The 17,657-nt window shown below is 70.1% G+C and carries 15 protein-coding genes and 1 pseudogene; 9 read left to right on the forward strand and 7 right to left on the reverse strand.

The annotated features are described in order from the left end of the window. Window positions 1-97: 97 nt before the first annotated feature. Window positions 98-766: a pyroglutamyl-peptidase I gene (gene pcp, locus BUE42_RS19220; protein WP_073466913.1), complete on the forward strand. Its 669-nt coding sequence runs from the start codon at window positions 98-100 to the stop codon at window positions 764-766. A gap of 14 nt (window positions 767-780) precedes the next feature. Here pcp and BUE42_RS19225 read toward each other — a convergent pair whose 3' ends face one another. Then, window positions 781-1,539 carry a substrate-binding domain-containing protein gene (locus BUE42_RS19225; RefSeq protein ID WP_073466914.1) on the reverse strand — a complete coding sequence of 253 codons (759 nt, stop codon included), beginning with the start codon at window positions 1,537-1,539 and terminating at the stop codon, window positions 781-783. Window positions 1,540-1,600: 61 nt separating this feature from the next. After that, window positions 1,601-3,754, reverse strand: coding sequence for a M66 family metalloprotease (locus BUE42_RS19230; protein WP_143171606.1), 2,154 nt, complete (start codon window positions 3,752-3,754; stop codon window positions 1,601-1,603). A 159-nt stretch (window positions 3,755-3,913) separates the two neighbouring features. Here BUE42_RS19230 and BUE42_RS19240 point away from each other — a divergent pair. Continuing rightward, window positions 3,914-4,911, forward strand: a pseudogene (locus BUE42_RS19240) (transporter). 6 nt (window positions 4,912-4,917) lie between these two features. Here BUE42_RS19240 and BUE42_RS19245 read toward each other — a convergent pair. Beyond that, entirely contained in the window at window positions 4,918-6,129 is a 1,212-nt protein-coding gene (locus BUE42_RS19245) for an MFS transporter (protein ID WP_073466916.1), read from the reverse strand. A 101-nt stretch (window positions 6,130-6,230) separates the two neighbouring features. Here BUE42_RS19245 and BUE42_RS19250 point away from each other — a divergent pair, with 101 nt between their 5' ends. From BUE42_RS19250 to BUE42_RS19265, 4 genes are all read left to right on the forward strand, one after another. Further along, window positions 6,231-7,202: a LysR family transcriptional regulator gene (locus tag BUE42_RS19250; protein WP_073466917.1), complete on the forward strand. Its 972-nt coding sequence runs from the start codon at window positions 6,231-6,233 to the stop codon at window positions 7,200-7,202. A 94-nt stretch (window positions 7,203-7,296) separates the two neighbouring features. Next, window positions 7,297-7,896, forward strand: coding sequence for a PEPxxWA-CTERM sorting domain-containing protein (locus tag BUE42_RS19255; RefSeq protein WP_073466918.1), 600 nt, complete (start codon window positions 7,297-7,299; stop codon window positions 7,894-7,896). 46 nt (window positions 7,897-7,942) lie between these two features. Next, on the forward strand, window positions 7,943-9,814 hold the full coding sequence (locus tag BUE42_RS19260) for a bifunctional metallophosphatase/5'-nucleotidase (RefSeq protein WP_073466919.1): 1,872 nt from the start codon (window positions 7,943-7,945) through the stop codon (window positions 9,812-9,814). A 108-nt stretch (window positions 9,815-9,922) separates the two neighbouring features. Next, entirely contained in the window at window positions 9,923-10,144 is a 222-nt protein-coding gene (locus BUE42_RS19265) for a hypothetical protein (protein WP_073466920.1), read from the forward strand. 6 nt (window positions 10,145-10,150) lie between these two features. Here BUE42_RS19265 and BUE42_RS19270 read toward each other — a convergent pair whose 3' ends face one another. Then, window positions 10,151-10,552, reverse strand: coding sequence for a hypothetical protein (locus tag BUE42_RS19270; protein WP_073466921.1), 402 nt, complete (start codon window positions 10,550-10,552; stop codon window positions 10,151-10,153). Window positions 10,553-10,640: 88 nt separating this feature from the next. On the opposite strand from BUE42_RS19270, the gene BUE42_RS19275 reads away from it, so the two are divergent. Together BUE42_RS19275 and BUE42_RS19280 are read left to right on the forward strand one after the other, a co-directional pair. Continuing rightward, the gene (locus tag BUE42_RS19275) at window positions 10,641-10,868 is read left to right on the forward strand and encodes a hypothetical protein (RefSeq protein ID WP_143171607.1); all 228 of its coding nucleotides are present in this window, start codon (window positions 10,641-10,643) and stop codon (window positions 10,866-10,868) included. Window positions 10,869-10,874: 6 nt separating this feature from the next. Beyond that, window positions 10,875-12,365, forward strand: a complete 1,491-nt coding sequence (locus BUE42_RS19280) for a CYTH and CHAD domain-containing protein (protein ID WP_073466923.1) — start codon at window positions 10,875-10,877, stop codon at window positions 12,363-12,365. A 22-nt stretch (window positions 12,366-12,387) separates the two neighbouring features. Here BUE42_RS19280 and pgm read toward each other — a convergent pair whose 3' ends face one another. Continuing rightward, window positions 12,388-14,043, reverse strand: coding sequence for a phosphoglucomutase (alpha-D-glucose-1,6-bisphosphate-dependent) (pgm, locus tag BUE42_RS19285; RefSeq protein WP_073466924.1), 1,656 nt, complete (start codon window positions 14,041-14,043; stop codon window positions 12,388-12,390). A 196-nt stretch (window positions 14,044-14,239) separates the two neighbouring features. Here pgm and BUE42_RS19290 point away from each other — a divergent pair, with 196 nt between their 5' ends. Continuing rightward, window positions 14,240-15,331 carry an HrpF/NolX family T3SS translocon protein gene (locus tag BUE42_RS19290; RefSeq protein WP_073466925.1) on the forward strand — a complete coding sequence of 364 codons (1,092 nt, stop codon included), beginning with the start codon at window positions 14,240-14,242 and terminating at the stop codon, window positions 15,329-15,331. Between the two features lie 172 nt (window positions 15,332-15,503). Here the strand turns inward: BUE42_RS19290 and BUE42_RS19295 are convergent, their stop codons facing one another. Next, the gene (locus tag BUE42_RS19295; protein ID WP_073466926.1) at window positions 15,504-16,667 is read right to left on the reverse strand and encodes a hypothetical protein; all 1,164 of its coding nucleotides are present in this window, start codon (window positions 16,665-16,667) and stop codon (window positions 15,504-15,506) included. A gap of 21 nt (window positions 16,668-16,688) precedes the next feature. After that, a complete protein-coding gene (locus BUE42_RS19300; protein WP_073466927.1) occupies window positions 16,689-17,576 on the reverse strand; it encodes a hypothetical protein in 888 nt (295 codons plus the stop codon). Between the last annotated feature and the right edge of the window lie 81 nt (window positions 17,577-17,657).

Consider the following 17,657-nt stretch of genomic DNA (forward strand, 5'->3'; position numbering starts at 1 on the left):
ACAGTCTCCGGCCGCGGCTCGCCCGGCGGTCGGTGGAATCGAACCCGGATGACGGCGCATCTCGCTGGTGGAATGGGCTGGGTAGGTAGGATGTCGCATGACCCGACCGACACCTCCCGCGCAGACCGTCCTCGTCACCGGCTTCGAGCCGTTCGGCGGCGAAACCCTCAACCCGTCATGGGAGGCGGCCCGCGCGCTCGACGGCGAACGCCTCGGCCATGCGGTGTTCGCGGCGCGACGGCTGCCGTGCGTGGTCGATGATGCCGGGCCGGCGCTGATCGACGCGATCGAGGAACTGAACCCGGCGCTGGTGCTGTGCCTGGGCCTGGCCGGCGGGCGCACCGATGTCTCGATCGAGCGCGTGGCGATCAACATCGTCGATGCGCGCATCCCCGACAACGCCGGCCGGCAGCCGGTCGACGAGCCGGTGGTGGAGGGCGGTCCGGCCGCGTACTTCTCGACGCTGCCGATCAAGGCGATGCTGCGTGCGCTGCACGACGACGGCATCCCGGCGTCGATCTCGTCGACGGCCGGCACCTATGTGTGCAACGCGGTGTTCTACGCGCTGGCGCACTACCTCGCGAGCGAGCGCCCCGCGCTGCGCGGCGGCTTCATCCACGTGCCCTGGCTGCCGGCGATGGCGACGCGCCATGCGGGCGCGCCGAGCCTCGCGCTCGATGCGGTGGTGCAGGCGGTGCGGGTGATGGCGTTGACGGCGCTGGGCGTCGAGCGCGACATCCGGTTGGCTGCCGGCACCACACACTGAAAAACACGCCCTGATCAGGGCGGCAACAAGCCCTTGCTGCGCAGCGCCTGCCGGCCTTCGTCGCTCGAGAGGGTCTTCAGGAATTCGGCGGCGGCCGTCCGGTGCGTGCTGGCCGTGCCGAGCGCGCCGGCATAGGTCGTGTAGTTCTGGATCTCCGGCGGCAGCATCCCGACCAGGTCGACGCCGGCCACCGGCAGGATCTCGCTGACCTGCTGGATCGCCAGGTCGGCCTCGCCGCTGACCAGCTTCTCGGCCGACAGCCCGCCGGCCACCAGCACCGCCTTCGGCCGCACCACCTGCGCGACGCCGAGCTTCTCGAAGAGGCCATCGAGGTAGATGCCGCTGGTGCCGCCGGACGCGGGGTCGATGTAGGCGATCTTGCGCACGTCGATCAGCGCGTGCCTGAACTCCTCGACGGTGCCGATCGCCGGCTTCGGCGCACCGGCCTTCACCGCGACGCCGATCCCCACCTTGGCGAGCGGCACGATGCTGTCGGGCAGCACCTTGCCGTCCTTCGCGAGCGGCTGCAGCGCCGCCGGCGTCAGCACCAGCACGTCGAAGGCCTCGCCACCGGCCACGCGCTTGGCCAGCGCGCCGGCGGTGTCGTTCGCCACTTCCACCTTGTGGCCGGTGCGCGCCTCGAAGGCCGGCACCACCGCGATGACGACCTGCTTGAAGGCGCCGCTGGTCAGCACCTTCAGCGTGTCGGCCGCGGCCGGGCCGGTGGCCAGCGCCAGCAGGGCCAGCGCAATTGACGTGAGGGATCGGTGCATCGCAAGACCTCCTGGAAGCGGCAAGGTCCGCAGTGTGCCCCGATCTCCGTGCCGGCTTGTGTCAGCGCGTTGGCCGCTTGACCACCGCACCCGCCTTGCAAGCCGCCGCATCGAATTGCGTGATGCCCGGTGCACCCGGGCCGCCGCCGAAGCCCGCGGCCGGCGTCCATTCGTTGACCAGCGGGTAGCCGGTGGTGCCCAGGTCGGTGCTGCGGATCGCGGTCAAGCGGGCCTGCCACTTCGAGCCGAACGGCGTGTTGAACAGCTGCAGCTTCGCCAGCCCGCCGTGCCCGGTCGGCAGGTTGACGGCGTAGCTCGAGAAGTTGTCGCCGTTCAGCACGTCCTTCGTGCTCGGGCGCACGTCGCCGTCGGTCAGGTGGTAGCCCATCGACAGCAGGTTGCGCAACACCGTGCCGTCGGCGTACGTCGCCACCAGCGTGTAGTCGCAGCCGTTGTAGACGCAGTAGTAGCCGCCCCAGGCGCCGGGCGCGTTGCCGAGCGTCAGGTCCATGTCGGCCTGCACGGTCGGGTCGAGCTGCTTCGGCAGGTTGCCGGTCCAGGCCGGCGTCACGACCATGCCGCTGGCGGTCGGCGACAGGTTGAAGTGCGACACCGTGCCGATCACCGTCTGCACCGATTGCCCGGTCTTCACGACGTCGGTGCCGATGCGGGCGCGGTCGCTGTCGGAGAGTTTCTCGAACGCGCCGGTGCCGCGGTTCCAGCGCTTGTAGCCGCCGTCGTAGCTGTCGTCGCGGAACACCTTGTCGAGGAAGCCCTCCTGCATCTGCGCCGCCTGGTAGTCGGAGAACGCATTCCAGCGGTAGGTCTTGCCGTCGCGGTCGTCGTCGCCGCCGGACATCGGCGTGCGCTGGAAGCAGGTGCCGTCGACGGTGCGGCCGTCGCACGACTGGCCGCTGTACTCGAGCGTCGTCAGCAGCTGGTTCTTCAGCGCGTCGTAGCCCCAGGTCGAGCCGCTCTTGGTGCCCATCGGGTACGGGTAGTCGCCGGCGTCGGCCGCGGCGTCGGCATGCGGCAGGCCGTAGGCGTGGCCCATCTCGTGGTTGAAGATGGCCGAGTAGACCTGGTCGGGCCGGTAGTCGCCGCCCGAGGTGCCGACACCGCCGCCGCCCAGCCCGCCGCCGGTCGACGCGGCCACCTGCCGGCCGCCGTCGACCGTCTGCACGAAACCGTAGAAGCCGGCCGCGAACGAGCCGTCGCGGTTCGCGCTGGTGCCGCGCATGTCGGCGAGCAGGCGGTAGATGCGGGCGTTGGTGTCGCCGCCGGCCGCCTTGAAATCGGCCCACGAGCCGAAGCTCATCGCCGGGTAGCAGAACTGGTCGTCGTTGCGCGGCCCGACGGCGAGCTGGTCGATCGTGACGGCGCCGGTCGTCAGCTGCGCGAGCTTCGCGATCGGCAGCTTCTGCTGGTACTCCTGGTCGAGCGTGTAGCCGTTGGTCGATGCCGACGACAGGGCCCAGTCGGGCACCACCGATTGCGCGGCGCGCGCGCCGAACAGGTAGACGGGAATCGTGACGTGCGTCAGCGTGGTGGCCGGCGTGACGCTCAGCGCGATGCTGCGCGGCGACGAGAAATCGCCTTGGCCGACCTCGAGCGTGCTGCCGATCTGGATCCACTCGCGCGGCAGCAGTGCGCTGTACTTGACGCTGGAGTAGGCGGGGCGGCCGCCATCGGTCGCGGGCAGCTTGGCGGGCCCGTTCATCGTCAGCGGGCCGAGCGTGCGGCCGTCGGCGAGCTTCGCGCGCACCACCAGCGAACTCACCGTGGCAGACGGCTGCACCATCAGCAATGCGGCGCGGTCGGCCACCAGCAGCAGGCGCTTGGTGACCTTGTTCTTCACGTCGTTGGGCGACTGCATGCTGCGGCCGGTGGCCGGGATGACGTGGGTCTGCGCGAGCTCGACGCTGGCGAGCGTGGGGGTCGGCTCGGGCGCAGGGGCCGGGGCTGGAGCGGGCGAGGGTGCCGGCGCTGGTGCAGGGGCCGGAGAGGGAGCAGGTGCAGGCGCCGGTGCGGGCGATGGTGCCGGTGCGGGAGCAGGCGCTGGCGCGGGAGCCGGTGCCGGTGCCGGTGAAGGCGTCGATGCCGGCGGCGAACCGGCCGGCGTGTCCCCGTCGTCCTTGCCACCGCAGGCGGCCAGCGCGACGGCGGTGAACAGCAAGGCCAGGTGGGTCGTCGTGGACAGGGGCAGGCGCTTCATGCTTCGGTGGGTTCGGGTTGCGGCGCCGCGATGATCCGCGAAGTTCCGTGAAAGCGCATTCACGGCGTTTCATCTTTTCTGCTCTTACACCCGCTTGCAAAGGCGGCGTGTCATCAAGCCGTGTTCTCATCGCAGGTTGCCCGTCACAGGAGGAGCGCCATGCCGATCACTTACGGAGCCCAGCAGAACGGCCTGCTCTGCGGCTACCGCTTCTCGCCGACCGAATGCGGCGAGCCGATCGACCTCGCCCAGGCCGTCGAATGGCTGAAGCAGCCGGCCGGCGATGCTTTCATCTGGCTGCATTTCGACCTCACGGCGGCCACCTCGCAGGCCTGGATGCAGGCCAACCTGCCGCTCGTGCCGGAATTCTTCGAGGCGCTGCAGCAGGGCTCGCGCTCGACGCGCATCGAGGACGCGCAGGACAACCTGATCGCCGTCGTCAACGACGTGGCCTACGAGTTCGCGTTCGACCCGTCCGAGATCGCGACGCTGTGGATGAGCGTCGACGCGCGGCTCGCCGTCAGCGCGCGGGCGCATCCGTTGCGTTCGATCGACCGGCTGCGCGAGGCGGTGAAGCAGGGCGGGCGCTTCAGCTCGTCGGTCGACTTGCTGAACCACCTGCTCAAGGACCAGGGCGACGTGCTGGTGCGCATCGTGCGCGAGGCGACGCTGAAGGTCGACAGCATCGAGGACAGCCTGTTGCGCGGCCGGCTCGACCGTCGCCGCGCCGAGCTCGGCCAGCTGCGCCGCGTGCTGGTGCGGCTGCAGCGCCTGCTGGCGCCGGAACCCGGGGCGCTGTTCCGGCTGCTGCGCCAGCCGCCGCCATGGGTCGTGGCCAACGACCTGGAGGAATTGCGCCAGGCCACCGAGGAGTTCTCGCTGGTGATCCGCGACCTCGCGGCGCTGCAGGAGCGCATCAAGCTGCTGCAGGAAGAGATCGCCGCGGAGTCGGCGAGCAGACCAACCGCAGCCTGTTCACGTTGACGATGGTCACGGTGCTCGCGCTGCCGATCAACATCACGACCGGCTTCTTCGGCATGAACGTCGGCGGCATCCCGTTCGGCGAGCACAAGCACGGGTTCCTGGTGGTGGTGCTGATGGTCGTGGTGTTCACCGCGGTGGCGGGCTGGCTGGCGTTCCGCAACCGGGATCGGTAAGAGGGTTCAGCGCCAGACACGAACGAGGAGGGCGAGCGCTGCGGCACCCGCCGACAGCGCCGTCACCGCCATCCAGCCCCAGTGCGCGAGCGCCACGCTGCCGAGCGCCGAGCCGGTCGCCATGCCGATGAACACCGTCGTGAACAGCACCGCGTTCAGGCGGCTGCGCGCGCCGGGGTCGATGCCGTAGACGATGGTCTGGTGCGCGATCAGCGCGACCTGGATGCCGAGGTCGAAGCCGACCGCGCTCGCGACCAGCAGCCCGAGCTGGGCCTGCGGCGGCACGAACGGCATCAGCCCCATCACCGCGAACGACACCAGCACCAGGCCCGCGCCGACGCGGGTCACGAGCTCCGGCCCGCGCCGGTCGGCCATGCGGCCGGCCAGCGGCGCGGCCAGCGCACCGGCCGCGCCGGCCAGGCCGAACGCACCGGCCGCCGAGCTGCCGAGGTGGAAGGGCTCGCCGTGCAGCATCACCGCGAGCGTCGACCAGAACGCGCTGAAGCCGACCGACAGCAGCCCTTGCGCCAACGCCGCGCGGCGCAGCGCGCCGTGCTTCAGCCACAGCTTGCCGAGCGAACCGAGCAGCGCGCGGTAGGCGAGGTGGGTGGTCGGCTTCAGCCGCGGCAGGCCGCGCCACAGCGCGATGCCGAGCAGCGCGATCGCCGCGGCAGCCGCGATGAACATCGTGCGCCAGCCGAAGTGCTCGGCGACGAAGCCGCTGACCACGCGCGACAACAGGATGCCGAGCAGCAGCCCGGTCATCACGCTGCCGACCACCTTGCCGCGGTGCGCATCGGGCGCGAGCGTCGCGGCGGCCGGCACGATGTCCTGCGCCATCGTCGCGGCCAGCCCGATCGCGAGGCTCGCGACCAGCAGCATGCCGACCGACGGCGATGCGCCGGCCAGCAGGAGCGCGATGCACAGCGCGGCCGCCTTCGCGAGGATGATGCGGCGCCGGTCGTAGCGGTCGCCGAGCGGTGCGAGGAACAGGATGCCGAGCGCGTAGCCGAGCTGCGTCATCGTCGGCACGAAGCCGATCGCCTGGCCACTTCCGCCGATCTCGGCGCCCAGCACGCCCAGCATCGGTTGGCTGTAGTAGAGCGAGGCCACGCCGAGCCCGGTGCCGGTGGCCAGCAGCAGCACCATTGGCAGCGGGACGTTGCCGGACGGCGTCAAGGCGATCGGCGTGGCATGCGTTGAATGAATGGTGGACATCTCGCGTAAACCCTGAGTTCTGGAACGAAGGGCTGGAGTGTCTCCAGGACAGCGGCGCCTGGGTAGCCCGGCGGCTCGCAGAATTGCTATACGCTGGGCGCATGAGCACGTCCACCTCCCACGCCACCGCGCCGGCCGATCGCATCGAGCTGATGGAAACCTTCGTGCGCATCGTCGAGGCCGGCAGCCTGTCGGCCGCGGCGCTGCAGATGGGCGCGACCCAGCCGACGGTGAGCCGGCGGCTGCAGGCGCTCGAGCGCTCGCTCGGACTGCGGCTGCTGCAGCGTTCGACCCATGCGATGACGCTGACCGCCGACGGCGAGCGCTGCTACGAAGGCGCGAAGGAGCTGATCGCGAGCTGGAAGGCCTTCGAGTCCGAGTTGCGCGGCGCCGACGACGAGCCTGAGGGCCTGCTGCGGGTCATCGCACCGCATGCCTTCGGCCAGCAGCTGCTGGTCGGGCCGCTGTCCGACTACATGCGCGCTCATCCGCGCGTCACCGTCGAGTGGCTGCTGCACGACAGCACGCAGGACCGGACGCAGGACAGCACGCCGGATTTCGTCGGTGAGGGCATCGACTGCGCGATCCAGGTCGGCGAGGTGACCGACCCGTCGGTGGTCGCGATCAAGCTGTCGGAGGTGCCGCGCATCGTGGTGGCCGCGCCCTCGCTGATGGCCGGCCGCGCCATGCCGGTGCATGCGCGCGATCTCGCCGCGCTGCCCTGGTTGAGTGCACGCAACTTCTACCGCACCGAGGTGCTGCTGAGCCATGTCGACAGCGGCGAGGCGCACCGCGTCGGCTTCCGCCCGCGCCTCACCACCGACAGCTTCTATGCATTGCGCAGTGCCGCGGTGCGCGGCATCGGCATCGGGCTGATGTCGACCTGGATGCTCGCCGACGAGATCGCGGCCGGGCGGCTGGTGCATCTTGCACCGCAGTGGCGCGCGGCGGCGCTGCCGGTGCACCTGATCTACCCGCCGTCGCGCTTCCATCCGGCGCGGCTGCGGCGTTTCGTCGAGGCGATGAAGGCCGCGCTGCCGGCGGCGCTGGCCGAGGTCACGCGTCCGATCTGATCAACCCTGTCGAGATCATGGGATGGACAGCCGTCAGCAAGGGCCGCGACAGTTGATACCGCGGCATCGCGTGGATGCCGTTCCAAGGAGGCTCATGAACAACACCAAGCAATTCGATCGATTCCGATGCAAGGCTGCGGCGGCTGTCGCGGCCGGCCTGCTGGCCGCCGCCGGCGCGGCGCAGGCCACCACCGTGCAGCCCGGCCTCGGCCAGTGGGTGGCCTTCGATGTCGACGAGCAGAGCGCTGCATCGTCCGGCCTCGAATGGATCGATATCAGCGACGGTTCGCTGCTGTCGTTCAGTTTCGCGATCACGGCGCCGACCTGGCTGCGCGTGGTCGATGCGGGCTACGCCGGCGACAGCTTCAACGTGCGGGTGAACGGCCAGGACTGGTCGACCAGCGACGTGCCGGCCGGCAGCGTCGGTGCTTCGCCGAACGTCGGCCTGAACTTCGATGCGGCCTGGGCCAACCCGGCCTACAGCCATGGTGCGTGGCTGCTGAGCACGCCCGGCGACTACACCGTCACCGGTTCGCTGCTGCACAGCGTGGGGCTGGACGGCACGCCGCTGAACGCGACCGTCGGCGCGGTGATGCTGTCACCGGTGCCCGAGCCGGCCGCGTGGGCGCTGATGCTCGCCGGACTGGCCGCGGTCGGCATCGCCGCGCGCCGCCGCTCGAACCCGGCCGCCTGAAGCGGCTCTTTCTGCACACCGCATCGATCGCATCGAAAGGATCCCCATGTTCACCGTTCGTCAGCTGGCCGCGACGGCCGCCGTGGCGCTGTGCGCCTGCGCGCCCGTCACCGCGACCCAGGGCACGGCGCCCGTCCACGTCAAGATCATCGGTTTCAACGATTTCCACGGCAACCTGCAGTCGCCGGGCAACTTCAGCCCGGCCACGCAAAGTTCGTCCAGCGGCGCCGGCCTGGTGCCCGCGGGCGGCGCCGACATGCTGGCCGGCTTCGTCACGCGGCTGAAGGCGCAGAACCCGCTGAACGCGGTGGTCGGTGCCGGTGACATCGTCGGCGCCTCGCCGCTGGTGTCGGCGCTGTTCCACGACGAGCCCACGGTCGAGGCGATGAACCGCATCGGCCTGGAGTTCAACGCGGTCGGCAACCACGAGTTCGACCACGGCTCGCCCGACCTGCTGCGCCTGCAGCGCGGCGGCTGCGCGACGCTGCCAGGCGGCGCGGCCGACCCCAACAGCTGCCGCGGCGCGCAGGTCGGCACGCCGGTGCCGTTCGAGGGCGCGAAGTTCAAGTGGCTGTCCGCCAACGTCTACGTCAGCGCGACCGGCAAGACGCTGCTGCCGGCCTACGGCATCAAGAGCTTCGACGGCGTGCGCGTCGCCTTCATCGGCATGACGCTGCGCGACACGCCGACCATCGTGACGCCCAGCGGCGTCGCGGGCCTGGAGTTCCGCAACGAGGCCGACACCGTCAACGCACTGGTGCCGCGGCTGCGCGCGCTCGGCGTCGAGGCGATCGTCGTGCTGGTGCACCAGGGCGGCTCGCAGGTCGGCAGCAACGAGATCAACGGCTGCGCCGGCGGCCTGGCCGGTTCGGCCATCGCCGACGTGGTGCGCCACCTCGACAACGCGGTCGACCTGGTGGTCAGCGGCCACACCCACACCGCCTACAACTGCCAGCTGCCGAACGCGACCGGGCGCCTGGTGCCGGTGACGCAGGCGGGCGCGTTCGGGCGGGTCGTCAGCGACATCGACCTGACGATCAATCCGAGCAATGGCGACGTGATGTCGGTCAGCGCGACCAACCGCGTCGTCGACCGCAGCGATCCGGCGACCACGCCGAATGCGGCGGTGGCGGCGCTGGTGTCGGCCTACGACGCGCTGGTCGCGCCGATCGCCAACCAGGTGATCGGCAGCATCACGCAGGCGCTGCCGGTGACGGCCGACGCGGCCTGCAACACGCCGGCCGGCGAGCTGATCGCCGATGCGCAGCTCGCGGCCACCGCGGCACCGGCCTTCGGCGGCGCCCAGTTCGCGCTGATGAACCGCGGCGGCGTGCGCAGCCCGGGCTTCAACTTCACGTCGAGCGCGGTCGGCGAGGGCGACGGCAACATCACCTACGGCGAAGCCTTCACGGTGCAGCCGTTCGGCAACAGCCTGGTGACGCTGACGCTGAGCACGCAGAACGTGAAGGACGTGCTCGAGCAGCAGTTCGCCGGCTGCCGCGGCCAGCTCACGACCGCGACGCGGCTGATGGTGCCGAGCGCCGGGCTGCGCTACACCTGGGACGGCAGCGCCGCCTGCAACGCGCGCGTGCGCAGCCTGACGCTGACGACCGCGGCCGGCACCGAGACGCTGGTGGATGCGGCCGGCATGGTGCTGACCCCGCAGAAGACCTGGCGCGTGACGATCAACAACTTCATGGCGACCGGCGGCGACGGCTTTTCGACCTTCCAGCAGGGCACGTCACTGCTGGGCGGCGCGCAGGACATCGATGCGCTGACGGCCTACCTCGCGGCCTTCAAGGCACCGAACGCGGCCTATGACCCTGCGGCACCAGCGCTGGGCAAGCCGCGGGTGGTTCGGGTCAACGCGCCGGCGAGCGGCGGCAGCTGCCCGCTCGGCGCGGATGTGAACCCCTGAAGTCGGTCTGACGCAAGCCAATCCCGACCCGCTGGGGTGGATTGGCTGATTGGCGCGGCCGGCCGGCTTCCTATAATTTTTGTTGCTGCATCGCACCAAGGAGCCGAGATGGAAGTCGACAAGCTGGTCACCGTCTATGGGTTTTCGCTGTTCGACCTCGAGTCGGGCCAGCAACTCCCGTCCACGTTCAAGGCGCCGCGCTCGGTGATCGAGCATGACTTCCAGGGCGTCGTGATGGAAGGCACGGCCGAGCTGGTCGATGCCGATGCACTCGACGACCAGGGCCGGTTCCGTCGTGTCGCGACGGCCTGGGGCGAGCTGGCGATCTGACGCTCGTCAGTCGTTCGCTGCGCCGTCGTCCGCCTTCGGGCGGCCGGTCTTCAGGCTGGGCACGCTGTTCAGCGCGGCCAGCAGCGCCTTGTCGGCCATCGCGTTCAGCGCCGCGATGCCGGCGCGCAGGATCTCGCTCTTCTTGGTCGGGCGCTTCAGCGCGGCCGCGCGCAGCTTCAGCGCGTCGAGCAGTTGGTATTCCGACTTCGGGATCGTGAAGCTGTCGCGCACCAGCTTGTGCTTGGGCTTCTCGGCGACCGGCGTCGCGGTGGGGGCCGTGGCCTTCGTCGGAGCGGCTTTCTTGGCAGCAACCTTCTTGGCTGCGACCGGGGTCTTCCTTGCCGGAGCGGCAGCGGTCTTCGTGGTGGTCTTGGCGGCGGTCTTGCGTGGGGTCGGTGATGTGGTCATCGGCTTGACTTCAATGGTTTATACGATATATACCGTTTATACCAGACCTTGACGCGGCGCCATACCGGAGCGGCCCGAGGTCCGGTGAATGGAGCGCATCATGGAGACAAGACGTCTTCGCGAACGACTCGGCCTGATGTCGATCGGCGCATTGATGATGGACCCGCAGTTCGTGCGGCGCGCGGCGCAAGACCGGGGCGACGAGGTCGCCTCGTCCGACACCGATCCGCCGGGCGATGATCTGCCGACGCTTCGCGCGCGCTGGCACACCGGTTGGGACCGCTGGCGCGCGCGCCTGACCCGAGCAAAACCCTGATTCCCCATGCATGAGATCGAGCTGAAGTTCCAGATTCCAGAGTCCCGATTCACGCACTTGCGACAGCGCTTCCTGCAGGGCCGCACCGAGGCCGTGCGGATGCAGGCGCATTATTTCGACACCGCCGACGGGCTGCTGGCCGGCCATGAGATCGCGTTGCGCCTGCGGCTCGAGGGCACGCAATGGGTGCAGACGCTGAAGGCCAGCGGCGCGCACGGCGTGTCGCGGCTTGAGCACAACGCGGAGCTGCTGGCCGACGCCGCGCGCAACGGTGCACCGGCGCTCGACATCGACCGCCACCGCGGCTCGCCGGCCCACCAGCGGCTGGTCGACGTGCTCGGCGACGCGGTCTTGCACGAGGTGTTCCGCACCGAGGTCGACCGCATCGTGCGCGTCTTCACGCTGCCGGGCGGTGCCGAGATCGAGGCGGCGCTCGACACCGGGCAGGTCGTCGCCGGCACCGCGAGGCTCCCGCTGCGCGAGATCGAGTTCGAATGGAAGGCCGGCCCGCTGCACAGCCTGTTCGCGCTGGCCTCTGATTGGGTGACCGAACACGGCCTGTGGCTCGACATCGTCTCGAAGGCCGAGCGCGGCACCTTGCTGTCGCGCGGGCAAAGCCACCCGGCGGCGGCACGCGCCAAGCCGCCGCAGCTGGCTGCGGATGCCGACGGGCCGGCGCTCGCACGCGCGGCGATCGGTTCCTGCCTGGCGCAGGTGCTGCGCAATGCCAGCGCGGTCGCCGCCGGCAGCCGCCAGCCGGAGCATGTGCATCAGCTGCGCATCGGCCTGCGGCGCCTGCGCGTCGTGCTGCGCGAGATGGCGCCGCTCGACTGCGGGCTCGACCCCGGCTGGGAGTCGCCGATCGCCGAGCTGTTCCGTGTGCTCGGTGCCGACCGCGACCAGCAGATCCTGGAGGACGAGACGGCCGACGCGCTGGTGGCGGCAGGCGCGCCGCCGCTGACGCGGCCCCGCTTGCCGGCAGGCGCCGAGCCGCTCGATGCGCGCGTGCAGCACGCGGAGGTGCAGCAGGTGCTGCTGGCCGTACAGGCCTATGCGATGGAAGCGTCGGCGGTCAGCGGTGGCGCGCACGAAGGCCCGGCCGTGGCCGCCCTCGGCGACCGACTCGATGCGCTGTTGCACCGCCTGATCGACCATTCACGCGGGTTCGTCGATGCCTCTGTGGACGACCAGCACGCGGTGCGCAAGGAACTGAAGCGGCTGCGCTACCTGGCCGAGTTCATCGCGCCGCTGTACCGCGACAAGCCGGTCGCGCGCTTCTTCGACGCGCTGGCGCCAGCGCAGGACGCACTGGGCAAGCACAACGACCTCGCGGTGGCGCTGGCGGCGTACCGCGAGCGCGCCGCGACCGAGTCTGAAGCCTGGTTCGCGGTCGGCTGGCTGGCCGCGCAGCAGGCGCGTTCGGCCCGCGCGGCGCGCAAGGCGCTGAAGCGCGCCGGCCAGGCCGAGCCGTTCTGGCACGGCAAGCCGCGCGGCTGAGCCGCGCCGGCCGCGTCGCGCATCAGCCCGCGAGCGCGGCGTCCACCACCCGCTGCGCTTCGTCGAGCAGGCGCTGCAGGTGCGCCGCGTCGCGGAAGCTCTCGGCGTAGATCTTGTAGATGTCCTCGGTGCCCGATGGCCGCGCCGCGAACCAGCCGTTGGCGGTGACCACCTTGATGCCGCCGATCGCCGCGCCGTTGCCCGGCGCGTGGCTCAGCACCTGCACGACCGGGTCACCGGCCAGCTCGGTCGAGCGGATCTGCTGCGGCGACAGCGCCGCGAGCTGCTTCTTCTGCGCCGCCGTCGCGGCCGCCGACACCCGGCCCGCGACCGGCCGGCCGAGTGCGCCGGCCAGTTCGTCGTAGACGGCACCCAGGTCGCGCCGCTGCGTCGCGGTGATCTCGGCCGACAGCAGCGCGGCGGCGATGCCGTCCTTGTCGGTGCTCCACGCGCTGCCGTCGCGGCGCAGGAAGCTCGCGCCGGCGCTCTCTTCACCGGCGAAGCCGAGGCTGCCTTTCAGCAGCCCGTCGGCGAACCACTTGAAGCCGACCGGTGCATCGAACAGCGGGCGGCCGAGGCGCGCGGCGATGCGCTCGATCAGTTGCGTCGTGACGACGGTCTTCGCGATGCCGGTCTCGCTCGCCCACCCCGGCCGGTGCCGGAACAGGTGATCGATCATCAGCGACAGGTAGTCGTTCGGCGGCAGCAGGCCGGCGTGCGGCGTCACGATGCCGTGGCGGTCGTGGTCGGTGTCGCACGAGAACGCGACGTCGAAGCGGCTCTTCAGCGCGACCAGCCGGTGCATCGCGTACGGCGACGACGGGTCCATGCGGATCTGGCCGTCCCAATCGAGCGACATGAAGCGGAAGGTCGGGTCGACCTCTTCGCTGACGACGGTCAGGTCGAGGCGATGCTGCTCGGCGATGGCACGCCAGTAGTGCACGCCGGCCCCACCCAGCGGGTCGACGCCCATGCGCACGCCGGCGGCGCGGATCGCGTCGAGGTCGACCACCTGGCCGAGTTCGCCGACATAGCTGTGGAGGAAGTCGTGGCGGCGCGTGGTGTCGGCCTGCAGCGCGCGCGGTGCCGGCATGCGCTTCACGTCTTTCAGCGCGGTCTCGAGGTGGCGGTTCGCCGCGGCCTGGATCCAGCCGGTGACGGTTTCATCGGCCGGGCCGCCGTTCGACGGGTTGTACTTGAAGCCGCCGTCGCGCGGCGGGTTGTGCGAGGGTGTCATCACGATGCCGTCGGCCAGCCCCTGGCGGGACGCGGCGCGCCCGCGGTTGTGCACCAGGATCGCGTGCGACACCGCCGGCGTCGGCGTGAATTCGTCGCCCTCGGCCAGCATCACCGTGACGCCGTTGGCCGCCAGCACTTCGAGCGCGGTGGCCGCAGCCGGCGTCGACAACGCGTGCGTGTCGACGCCGAGGAACAGCGGCCCGGCGATGCCGGCCTGGCGCCGGTGATCGCAGATGCCTTGCGCGATCGCGAGCACATGCCATTCGTTGAACGAGCGGTCGAGCGACGAGCCGCGGTGGCCGGAGGTGCCGAACGCGACGCGCTGCGCCGGCACCGAGGGATCGGGCCGATCGTCGACATACGCGGCGAGCAGCCGGCCGACGTCGATCAGCACCGAGACGGGTGCCGGTTGCCCGGCGAGTTCATGCGTTGTGCTCATGCGGTCGATGATAGGCAGCGGGCCTCGCGGTGCAGGTGTCGTCGTGTGGCGGGCAGGGCTTTTCGCGATCCCGGTTGCGGCTTCGCATCGCCTGCTGCAGGGCTCGCAACGCTGCCCCTAAGGTACGGACCGTTCACCGGGTTTCCATCGCTGCGTCGCAGCGTGCCTGCGGTGATGCGTCGAAAGCGTCTCGATCATGAAGATTCCATTCACCCAACTTCTTCAGGCCGGGGCGCACTTCGCACCGGCCAACGGTGGCCTGCAGAGCCAGGGCCTGCCGGGCGTGGCGGGGCAGCAGGGCCTGGCCCTGCATGGCGGCCAGCAGCAGGGTGCCTTTATCGACCAGGTGATGGGCGGCCTGCAGCTCCCCAAGCTTTCGATCGGCAACGATGACGAGGCGGGCGACCCCGGCATGTCGTCCTCATCGCTGTCGGCGATGATGACGCTGCCGCAGATGCCGCAATCGCAGCCGCAGCAGGCACTGGCGGCACCGCAGGGCGGCCAGTGCGCCGCCGCGCAGCAAGGTGCGCCGGCTGCCCAGAGCGGCCCGGTGATGCCGTCGGCCAACGACAAGGCGGCCCCGGGGGCTTCGGCGCAAAGCATCGTCGACGGCAACCCGACGCTGAAGAACCTGGGCAACCAGAGCGGCGTGAAGGACAACCTGAAGAAGCAGTGCGGCGACTGGGACGATCCGTCGAAGAGCCCGCAGGAGCGTGCCGACTCGGCGCAGCGCGCGTCCAACGTCGTCGACTGGGTCAAGGGCGCGAAGGACCGCGATGGCGACGTGCGCGACAAGGAGGTGAGGACGAACGGCAAGATCGAAGGCTTCACGAAGGACGGCGACGCGCGCCACGGCACCGAGGCCGGCCTGCTGCAGGACTTCGGCAAGTACGGCTACGGGCACCTGAAGGCCGACCAGCGGCTCGACCAGACCAACGACGGCCACGTGAAGAAGAACGGCACGAACATGGACAACGCCGAGTACATCGGCCACAAGATCCTCGACGGCCTGTCGAAGGCCTTCAACTTCATCGGCGACCTGATCAAGAACACGATCGGCAAGATTCCGGGCCTGGGCAAGGTGTTCTCGGCGCTGGCCGAACTCGGCACCAAGGCGATCGGCGGTGCGCTGCACGTGGCCGACACCGCGGTGATCGGCGGCGACGTGAAGAAGGCCGGCGTCGAGATGGGCGCGAGCCTGACGGAAACCGCGGTCGGCTTCGCGGACCCGACCGGGCTCGGCGCCAAGGCGGCCGGCGATGCGGTGCGCGGCAGCTACAAAGGCTGACGCAGCAGAGGCTGTGCTTGCACACAGTACTGTATGAAGATACAGTTCGCGCCTCGGAGGTCACCCATGTACGCACAACTTCGCCAGAACTATCGTCCCCGCGGCCAGCGCGTGCCAGCCTGGCTCGTCCGCGTCTGGCGCTGGCTTTGAACCAGAGGCAGGGGGCGGTGCGCTATCGATTCAGCGCATCGACCTGCCGCTTCGCCTCATCCACATCCTTGTTGAGTTCCGCGAGGTAGCGGCTTCGTTCCTCGCTGCTCCATTCGGCATCGGAAAAACTGTCGAGCGCATACGCCTTGCTGGTGTGCACGGTGCCGGCCTGCCGCGGCAGCATCGCGCGGTCCGGAAAGCGGTCGGGCACCAGCAGGAAGCCCTGCACGTCGCGCAACGTCAGCGGGAATGCCGGCTGGCCGTCGCGCACCAGCTTGCCGAACAGGCGCAGCCTGAACTCCTGCTCGCCGACCGCCACCTCGTCGTTGAAGCTCAGCAGCGCGAACGGCTTGCCGGCCGCATCGTCGACGCGCGCGCTGACGACATAGCGGCCCGGTTGAGCGACCTTCGCCTTCAAGAAGAAATCGAGCGACCCCGCCTGCAGCGCCTCGCGCACGCCGGCCCATTCGGCCGGCACCAGCGGGTTGTAGACCAGGTCGAAGTTGACGTTGCCCAACTGGCCCGCCTGGTTCAGGTAGGCCTGGATGCGGATCGTGCCGGCGAACTCCGCGAAGCCCTGTGTCGATGGCTGCAGCACTGCGGCGAGGCTGCCGTCCGCCGCTTCGGTGAACGTCACCGGCACCTGCGGCAGGCCTGACGGCCGGCGTGCATCGGGCAGGTCGAAGGCCACCGCACGTGTCACCAGCAGCGGCAGCGGGCGATCGTCGTCGTCAACGGCACGCACCGTCAGGCGCACCGATTCGGCGCCGCTCGCGAACACCCGGTCCTGCGTGCTGCGCACATGCACGCCCTTGGCCGGCTGGCCGCCGGGCGTGCGCAGCGGCATCTCCTCGGCGACCGGATCGAACGGGCGCAGCTGGTCGGGGTGCTCGGCCAGCGGGCGCGCCTCGTGCGGGTAGCGCGTCGACGTCTTGTACTTGGCGAGCGTGTCTTCGGAGCGCGCGAGGCGCTGCTGCCACAGGTCGAGCTGCGCGCGACGCGCCTGCACCGCGCTCGCGCTGAATGACGCCGGCTGAGGCGCGACCGGTGCTGCGACCGAGGCCGCGGCCACCGGTGCGGGCGAGGGCGCCGGCACCCCCGCCGGCGCATCGCGCCCGAAGCTCAATGCCACCATCAGCGCGACCCCCATCGCGCACGCGGCGGCGACCAGCGCCGGCTTGCCCATGCGTCTTGCCTCTCGAAGCCGTCAGCGAGCGTTCGTCACCATGTCGGCGCGCACCTTGGAGACGACGCCTTCCCAGTTCTTGTTCGTGTAGTGGTTGAAGGCCTCGGCATCGTCGCGGAACACAACCGAATGGTTGCTCCACTTCGCGCGCCCGCCTTCGTTGTTCGCGGTGCCCAGCGTCAGGTCGTTGCAGAACCAGTCGCTCGGGTTGCAGAAGCTCGCGCCCGAGCTGCCCGACACGCCGCCGCTCGAGTGGTACGCGACGACCTCGTCGTCCTGCCCCGGCAGCACGAAGGAGTACAGCGTGCCCTTGGAGCCGGCGTACATGTAGAACCAGCTCGCGCGGGTGTTGTTGTGGTCGTACATCGCACGCGCGGTGGCGGTCTTCAGGTCGGACACCAGCGGTTCCGAGACGGCCCAGTCGCCCGCATCGGCGAGTTCGCTGCCGCCACCGGCGCCGGCCGCGATGTCGACCCACTTGATGTTCCAGCCGGTCTGGGTCGTGCCGTCGCTGTTGCCGCATTCGCCGGTGGAGCTCGCGATCGGGTTCTTCTTGTAGCGCGCGGTGCCGCCGTACAGCGAGAGCGCGTAGCCGATCATCAGGTCGCCGGCGCTGTGGGCCGCCACGTAGCACCAGTTCGGCCCGGTGCAATAGCAGTCGAGCGCATTGCGCACGAGGTAGTTCTGGTCGGAGACGTGGTTGAAGCCGTCCCAGTTGACCGACTTCTTGTTGACGCCGGCCTCGACGGTCGACGGTCCCCAGTAGCTGAAGTCGGCGTAGTTGCCGAGGATGCCGCCACCGGTGCGGCCGTTGATCCACAGCGAGTAGTTGGTGGCCAGTGCCGCCGTCGTCAAGCCGACGAGCACGGCGCCGATCCCGGCCAGGCACAGCCGCGTGAGGTGTCGCATCGAGTCCCCCTGTCTGTTATGGAAATCGGTTGTTGTGAAACCGATCTCGCGAGGCCCGAAAAGTACGCTCGTGCGGAAAAG

The organism is Rhizobacter sp. OV335, from assembly GCF_900142965.1.
Lineage (GTDB): Bacteria > Pseudomonadota > Gammaproteobacteria > Burkholderiales > Burkholderiaceae_C > Rhizobacter.

What these genes read in the sequence shown, in the direction of transcription:
- pcp (WP_073466913.1), top strand. Translation starts at nt 98, where the DNA reads ATGACCCGACCGACACCTCCCGCGCAGACCGTCCTCGTCACCGGCTTC.
- BUE42_RS19225 (WP_073466914.1), bottom strand. Translation starts at nt 1,539, where the DNA reads ATGCACCGATCCCTCACGTCAATTGCGCTGGCCCTGCTGGCGCTGGCC.
- BUE42_RS19230 (WP_143171606.1), bottom strand. Translation starts at nt 3,754, where the DNA reads ATGAAGCGCCTGCCCCTGTCCACGACGACCCACCTGGCCTTGCTGTTC.
- BUE42_RS19245 (WP_073466916.1), bottom strand. Translation starts at nt 6,129, where the DNA reads ATGTCCACCATTCATTCAACGCATGCCACGCCGATCGCCTTGACGCCG.
- BUE42_RS19250 (WP_073466917.1), top strand. Translation starts at nt 6,231, where the DNA reads ATGAGCACGTCCACCTCCCACGCCACCGCGCCGGCCGATCGCATCGAG.
- BUE42_RS19255 (WP_073466918.1), top strand. Translation starts at nt 7,297, where the DNA reads ATGAACAACACCAAGCAATTCGATCGATTCCGATGCAAGGCTGCGGCG.
- BUE42_RS19260 (WP_073466919.1), top strand. Translation starts at nt 7,943, where the DNA reads ATGTTCACCGTTCGTCAGCTGGCCGCGACGGCCGCCGTGGCGCTGTGC.
- BUE42_RS19265 (WP_073466920.1), top strand. Translation starts at nt 9,923, where the DNA reads ATGGAAGTCGACAAGCTGGTCACCGTCTATGGGTTTTCGCTGTTCGAC.
- BUE42_RS19270 (WP_073466921.1), bottom strand. Translation starts at nt 10,552, where the DNA reads ATGACCACATCACCGACCCCACGCAAGACCGCCGCCAAGACCACCACG.
- BUE42_RS19275 (WP_143171607.1), top strand. Translation starts at nt 10,641, where the DNA reads ATGGAGCGCATCATGGAGACAAGACGTCTTCGCGAACGACTCGGCCTG.
- BUE42_RS19280 (WP_073466923.1), top strand. Translation starts at nt 10,875, where the DNA reads ATGCATGAGATCGAGCTGAAGTTCCAGATTCCAGAGTCCCGATTCACG.
- pgm (WP_073466924.1), bottom strand. Translation starts at nt 14,043, where the DNA reads ATGAGCACAACGCATGAACTCGCCGGGCAACCGGCACCCGTCTCGGTG.
- BUE42_RS19290 (WP_073466925.1), top strand. Translation starts at nt 14,240, where the DNA reads ATGAAGATTCCATTCACCCAACTTCTTCAGGCCGGGGCGCACTTCGCA.
- BUE42_RS19295 (WP_073466926.1), bottom strand. Translation starts at nt 16,667, where the DNA reads ATGGGCAAGCCGGCGCTGGTCGCCGCCGCGTGCGCGATGGGGGTCGCG.
- BUE42_RS19300 (WP_073466927.1), bottom strand. Translation starts at nt 17,576, where the DNA reads ATGCGACACCTCACGCGGCTGTGCCTGGCCGGGATCGGCGCCGTGCTC.